Source organism: Paenibacillus sp. 598K (assembly GCF_003851045.1).
Lineage (GTDB): Bacteria > Bacillota > Bacilli > Paenibacillales > Paenibacillaceae > Paenibacillus_D.
Genome location: NZ_BFBX01000022.1, coordinates 49,098 through 56,175 on the forward strand (window position 1 = coordinate 49,098; position 7,078 = coordinate 56,175).

The following is a 7,078-nucleotide window of genomic DNA, read 5'->3' on the forward strand; positions in this document are numbered from 1 at the left end:
CGCGCAGCACCTGCTGCTCGGGCGGCTGCCGGTCCGCCTGCTGCCGGTCCGCCTGCTCGCGGAGCGCCCGGGCTCGGCCCTCCGAGCGGATACGCTCGGCTCGCAGCTGCTGCTCCAGCTCCTCCGTCCGCTGTCCCTGCTCGGCCGCGTCGGCGGTCAGCCGATTGATCCGCTGCTCCGCCTGGGCCAGCCGCAGCTCCAGCGCCCGCCGCTCGCGCTCGGCCGCATCCGCGCGCTGCCGCTCGCTCCCGTGGCCCTGCCGCAGCTCCCGGAGCGCCTCCTCCTGCGCGCTCGCCTCCTGCTCCAGCTCCGACCGGACGCGCTGCAGCCGCTCGCACTCGCGCTCCAGCTTGGCGATGCGGCTCGCCATCGCATCGCGCTCCAGCTCCAGCTCGCGCCGCCGCTCGCGCTCAGTGCGGACGAGCCCCTCCAATCGAGCCATCTCCCGCTCCCGCTCGGTCGTCGCCTGCTTCGTCTGCTGCTCCTGCCCTTGCCCTCTCTGCCATCCCTGCTCCTGGCCCGTCTGCCGCTCCTGCTCCGGCTCGCTCGTCTGCGCCTGGCTTGTCCGTCCGGTCTGAGCGGTCTGCTCGCGCAGCTCCGCCGCCAGCTCCGTCATCCGCTGCGCGATCCGCTCATCGACCGCCGGATAGAATCGCAGCGACCAGTAATAGTGCCACGGCCCGTACGCCTCGGACAGGCGCTGCTCCTCGGCCAGATGCTCGGCAGGCTCCCATGAATCCTCCTCGCCGTAGAGCGGCAGGATCTCCGGCAGCAGGGCGCGGATCAGCCTCGTCCGCTCTGCCGGGTCGATCATGCGGGGGCGCAGCAGCTGCGTGAATCGCTGATCCGGGAACGGCTGGCCGGAGCTGGCACGTAGATGCAGACGGCAGGCCTGCGCCAGCCGCAGCTTGGCGGCGTCGGGGCACTCCTGTAGCAGCGCGCCGAATTCCCGATACGGGAACGGCTGCGTCGCCTGTTTGGCCACCACGGCCTTGAACCGATCCGCCACTCCCGTGAGATCGCCGGGATCGTCCATCAGATGCGCTAGCATCCGCGTCAGTGCTTTCTTGCTCATCAGGTCCCCTCCTTCCATTAGTGGTCTATGCATTCTATTAATCTATTCCTCTGTCTACTAATCTCTCTACTACTAGCGTTTCCGTGTCTTTCCCTCCGTCTCTTATGTCAGAGTTCCTGCAAGGGATAACTTAAAGATTTCATTAAGAATTTACCATAGTGAAGGGTTGCTAGCAAGCTGACACCAGCAACAGCTATCCTTCGGTACACTATGACAAAAAACGACAGCCACCGTTGACATCGGTCAACAGTGGCTGTTGGGGGTCATTCCTTCACAAATTTCAACACGCGCAGCAATTGATAGAGCAGATAGGCGCTTTCTTGACGCTCCGTGTTCTTGCCCGTCTGGAACTGGAAGGGCTCCTCGTCTGACAATAGCCCTTGCTGCACAGCCGTGACATAATAAGGCAGCACCCAGCTCGGCAATCCCGCAGGGAGCTGTGTCACCGGGGCCCCCTGCGTCTCCTGGTCGGCTCGGCTGTAGGTCAAGGCATTGACCAGCATGACCAGCATTTCTTGATGCGTGATGTTCTTGCCCGGCAGGAACGTCCCGTCCGGATAGCCTTGGATGAGCCCTGCATCGACGGCCGCGTAGACCTGGTTGGCATACCATGCGCTCGCCGCTACATCGGTGAATGTTCGGGTCGCCTTCTCCTTGGGCAGTATGCCAAGCGCGCGATTGAGCATAGCCGCGAACTCCGCTCGTGTCACCTCGGCATTCGCCTTGAAGCTGCCGTCAGGATAGCCGTTGATCACCATCCGATTAGCCAAGGCCAGGATGCGGTCCTGGTACGGATTGCTGGCATCGATATCGCCGAAGTTCACATCGTTCTGAACTATCGCGTAGATCGAATTGCCCTGACGTTTCAGATTGGCCTGCAGCACGCCATCCGACCAGTCCCAGGTCATCGGTACCGGTACGAACGTAGCCGTCAGGGGATCGAAGGTCATGCCAGCGTATACCGCATCGGGAGCCTCAGGCGTCTCCACATAGATGACATGCCCGATATAGTCCGAGTACTCCGTCAGGAGGCGATCCCGTCCCTTGCTCGTCAGCTTGGCCTCAAACGACAGGAGCGGTCCTATCGAGGCGCCTGACGTACGGTCGAGCTGGCCCTGCAGCCTTGTAGTATAGTCCTTGGGCGCATCTCCAATCGTAACCATGAGCATCTGCCCGGTATCGCCAGTCAGCTGATCCGTCAGGGAACGCAGCGGCAGCTCCAGCTTGCCGGACCGTGATTCGAATACGAGCGTCGCTTCCGGGTAGCGCTTCAGCTCTGCCAATGCCGTCGCAGCGATCTGGAACACGCTCTGAGGCATTCGCTGCGCTTCATCCGCCTTCACAGTCAGGACGGGATTGCGCTTGAACGCAGCGTCGCTGACCGCATGCTTGATGTACCCGACCGGTACATCGGTCAACGAAGCCTCCGATCCATCCGTCTGTTTGAATAGGATCGTCGCCATCTCGGTCTCATCGACAGTCGGTTCGTTATTGACGATCGGCTTGCTCCCGCCGACGCTCGGCAAGCCGCCACCGTTACCGGGCATGGTTGGAGTCTGGACTCCGCCGCCACCGATACCACCTCCGCCTCCGCCGTTGCCGGGGTTGATTGGCGGCTGGTTTCCACCGCCGCTGTTGCCACCACCACTATTGCCACCGCCGTTGCCGCCGCCATTGGATGCAGCAGGGATCGTCATAACTGTGCGCTGACTTTCGCCCTTATTCGGCGTTTGTCGCGTCACGATGATCTTATCTCCAGGCTGGCCTACATTCCAGAAGTACAGCGTAATCGTATGTTTGACGGCGTCCATGATGTCCCCTTGCTGCATCAAGTATCCGGCTGCATCGTATACACGCACGATATCCCCGGACACGAGACCTCCTACGACGACTGTATCCATCTGACCCGCCTTGCTCACGACGATCGAGGATGCCGGGACCGCGGGTGTCCGCTTGTCCTCCAGTAGCACCGGATGGTAGAAGGGCATGTCAAAGCCGTCGATCTGCGTAAACAAACCAATGGCAAATGCTGCATCCGCCACATCCCGCTCGGCAATCGTCACCGCATACGAGGTCTGTCCGCCTTCTACCTCAGCCAAGGGCTCGCCGAAGGTCTCTTCATCATTGATGAGATAGAGGTAGTAACGCGTGCCCGGCGCTTCTGCAATCCCCGGCTTCCACGTCGCCATCCCCGCATACTTGTCTGCTCGCGGGTTACTATCCGTTACGGCGAAGTCCTCCGGCAAGTAATTCGGCGCATCATAGATAGGCACGCTCAGGGAGAGGTCCAGTTCTTGTTCAGTATAATAGTTACGGGAGATGACCGGATACAATCCGATATGGACCGCTCCCTCTGGCAGGGCCTGCTTACCCACATTATAGACCAGGACCTGTTCCGTCGAAGGCTCCGACAGCTTGTTCATCCAGACCGGACCGAGCTTGTTGCCCGACTCATTGAGGAAATAGGCATTGTAGCGCAAGCTTTCCTCGATAGCATGAACCACGACATACAATCTACCCTCGATGGAGCCAGACTGTACATCCTCATCCACGAACAAAGCTTGCATAGGCAGATGCATCTCTGCCATCACTTCATGCATCTCTTCCAGACTATCGAAGACATAGATACGCTTGGGCGTAGAGATAACCACCGACTGATCGTCGCCCAGGAATACTTTGCTGGCATGGATCAAGAGATCGCGTGACGGAGTGAAGTCTGCCCCATCGTACACAGCCGTTGGACTAAAGGCCGTGTTGCCTCGAGCATAGATGACCGACTCCGGGTATCTACCGTATTGGGTAGCAGGCTGCTCCTTATCTAACACCAGGCCCCCGACGTACAGTCGATCCTCCGACAGGAACAGATGCTGGTTATCATAATAGGTGATGGACGTACGCTCCAGAAGCGTATAGCTTTGCGTCTCGTATCGGTACAGTTCATTATAATCGGCTGCATAAAGCGTCTCCGTATCGGGATCGAAGGCATACCGGCTCCCACGTGCACCCGATATTTCTTGCTCGTTGCTAACGGCCTCCTCGACGGATGTGTAGGCTTCGGACGTGACGCTGATGCCACTAAGATCAGATTTATTATGGTACAGCAGCTTTTGGGTATGCGTCGGAAATACTTCTACGGGATACAGTTTCGTGACGATTCTCGTTCTGTCCGTGGGGGAAGGAAGACCCTCCTCCAGCCCTATGATCAGGATGCGATTCTCACCACTGAAATTAATATAAAGCTTGTCGTTCCACACTTTGATGCCCTTGGGCGTAGAGCCGATGAACGCCTGACTGACGACCTGCCTGTCGGCCTTGTCGATGACGATCAGTTCGTTGGTATCGGCGACGATCGCATAGAGGTAAGGCAACTGATCTGAAGTGGCCCAGTCCGTAAAAGGCTGATCAGCTGCAATGAAATAGTCATCGGTTGTCAAGTTGAACGAGGGGCTGGGGGCCAAGCTTAACTGGAGCTGCTGGATCGTTTTTTTGGGCTCGCTCCAATGGCCGCCACCTGCTATATAAGCACGGCCATTGGAATCAAGCAATCCGTAAATTGGGTCGGATTCCAACTTATCCAGCAGCCTGTAGGTCGCTTTGTCGTATACGCCTTTTGTCGTGAGTACATAGGATTCCGTCACGTCGAGAATAACAGACTCAAAGTAGTCGTAGTCGTTTTTCTCTCTAAAGTAGGTGCCTGTCGTCTCCGTCACATTATACTTATTGAACTGATGACCGCCGAAGTAGACATAGTCCTCGTCAATAAACAAATGCTTGAGCGAATTGAAAGTACCGCCAATCTCTGTGTTGTCGTCAATATCTTGGCTTTTTAAGGCGCCGGTACTCGCATCGTATGCACCAAGCCCGCCATAGGAGGATAATCGTCCCACGAACAAGGTGTTGGTCGGCTCATCGTAGCCCAGCGCAACATCGTCATAAGTGTATTCGTTCAAGGAAAACTGCGTCTGATCGACCTTGTCGTATATAAATACGCCGTTCTCTTCCGTACCATAAAAAATAGACGTCGCAGAGGCCGCTACCGAAGTAGGCGCTCCAGACACCGTGATCGACTCCGCAACCTCCTGCGTGCTCAGATCCACCATCTGGATCTTGCTCTCGCCATGGAGCGCAACGTACAGATGCTGCCCCTCCCGAGCCAGATAGCGCGGACGCAAGCCGATACTGACCGTCTTCTCGATCGTCATATCCGACATGTGGATGAAATAAAGTGCGTTGGCTTCGCTGGAAATCGCATAGATAGTACCTGCCTGCTCGTCCATCAACCAGTCCGTTAGACCGCCCGGAAGCGATAGCTCCAGACCGACGGACGCAGCCTGCGCCCGACTCGCCGGAGCCGCAACCCCCACAGACTGAAGCACTACAACAAGCAGCAATACAATGAATAATGACCTTCTCCCAATGTTCATCGCCGATTTCCCCTATCTCTCAATGTGACAGCTCCATAATTATACAATGGATATCCATTGTTTACTATGAATTCTAGCGAATTCCGTCTATGGAATAGCACATTGCAGATAGAGAGGCTCGGCGTCGATAGGAAGCGCGCCTTCCCCTGGTCAGGGGACTAATCCCGACTGAACAAATCCCGCGTATACACCTTGTCCGCGACATCCTGCAGATCGCCGGTGAGCCGGTTGGCGACGATGACATCGGCCGTCTCCTTGAAGCGCACAAAGTCGTTGATCACCCGCGAGTGGTAGAACATCTCCTCCTGCAGCGCAGGCTCGTACACCACCACCTCGACGCCCTTCGCCTTGATCCGCTTCATCACGCCCTGGATCGCCGACTGGCGGAAGTTGTCCGAGTCCGTCTTCATCGTCAGCCGATAGATGCCGACCACCTTGGGCTCGCGCCGCAGGATCATCTCCGCGATATGGTCCTTGCGCGTGCGATTGGCGTCGACGATCGCCGCCATGATGTTATTCGGCACATCGGCGTAGTTGGCCAGCAGCTGCTTCGTGTCCTTGGGCAGACAGTAGCCGCCATAGCCGAACGACGGGTTGTTGTAGTGGGAGCCGATGCGAGGGTCGAGGCCAACGCCGTCGATGATCTGCTGCGTATGGAGCCCGCGTACCTCGGCATACGAGTCCAGCTCATTGAAGAATGCGACGCGCATCGCAAGATACGTGTTGGCGAACAGCTTGATCGCCTCCGCCTCTGTCGAGCCGGTGAAGAGGATGTCGATATTCTCCTTGCGCGCGCCCTGCGCCAGCAGCTCCGCGAAGACGCGGGCCCGCTCCGACTGCTCGCCGACGACGATGCGGGACGGATACAGATTATCGTGCAGCGCCTGGCCTTCCCGCAGGAACTCCGGCGAGAAGAGGATGTTGTCCGTCTCGAACTTCTCCTTAACCTTCTCCGTATAGCCGACAGGCACCGTCGACTTGATGACCATCACCGCATCCGGGTTGATGGACAGCACACTGGCGATGACCGCTTCGACGCTGCGGGTGTTGAAGTAATGCTTATGGGGATCGTAGTTGGTTGGGGTGGAGATGATGACATATTCGGCGTCCTTGAAGGCCCGATAATTGTCAGTGGTGGCGGTAAGCTGGAGGTCCGTTCTTGCTAGGAACGCCTCGATCTCGGGGTCGATGATGGGGGAACGGCGGTGGTTGATCATGTCGACCTTCTCCTGCAGGATGTCTAGCGCGATCACTTCATTGTGCTGCGCCAACAGCAACGCATTGGAGAGGCCGACATAACCCGTACCAGCGACGGTAATCTTCACAGGCGTCACTTCCTCGCTTGGGATGAGTAGCAATTGCAGATCTAAAACGCCTCTTTATTATACAACTCTCTCAAATATTGGGCGACCTCTTCTTTGAGATCCTCGCGCTGCAAGGCAAAGTCGAGCGTAGCCTTGACGAAGCCGAACTTGTCTCCGACATCATAGCGATTGCCCTGGAAATGGTAGGCCATGACCGCCTGCGTCCGGTTCAGCTCATTGATCGCATCCGTCAGCTGGATCTCGCCGCCCGAGCC

At 57.7% G+C, this 7,078-nt stretch carries 3 protein-coding genes and 1 pseudogene; all 4 read right to left on the minus strand.

The window, feature by feature from the left end:
- Positions 1 to 1,075, minus strand: a 1,075-nt coding sequence (locus PA598K_RS09020) for a hypothetical protein (protein WP_221414112.1), incomplete at its 3' end; no start/stop codon positions are given.
- Between the two features lie 263 nt (positions 1,076 to 1,338).
- Positions 1,339 to 5,499 carry an S-layer homology domain-containing protein gene (locus PA598K_RS09025; protein ID WP_128656632.1) on the minus strand — a complete coding sequence of 1,387 codons (4,161 nt, stop codon included), beginning with the start codon at positions 5,497 to 5,499 and terminating at the stop codon, positions 1,339 to 1,341.
- Positions 5,500 to 5,657: 158 nt separating this feature from the next.
- Positions 5,658 to 6,824 carry a nucleotide sugar dehydrogenase gene (locus tag PA598K_RS09030; RefSeq protein WP_128656633.1) on the minus strand — a complete coding sequence of 389 codons (1,167 nt, stop codon included), beginning with the start codon at positions 6,822 to 6,824 and terminating at the stop codon, positions 5,658 to 5,660.
- A 41-nt stretch (positions 6,825 to 6,865) separates the two neighbouring features.
- A pseudogene (locus tag PA598K_RS09035) lies at positions 6,866 to 7,078 on the minus strand (UTP--glucose-1-phosphate uridylyltransferase); the annotation flags it as partial.

What these genes read in the sequence shown, in the direction of transcription:
- PA598K_RS09025 (WP_128656632.1), bottom strand. Translation starts at nt 5,499, where the DNA reads ATGAACATTGGGAGAAGGTCATTATTCATTGTATTGCTGCTTGTTGTA.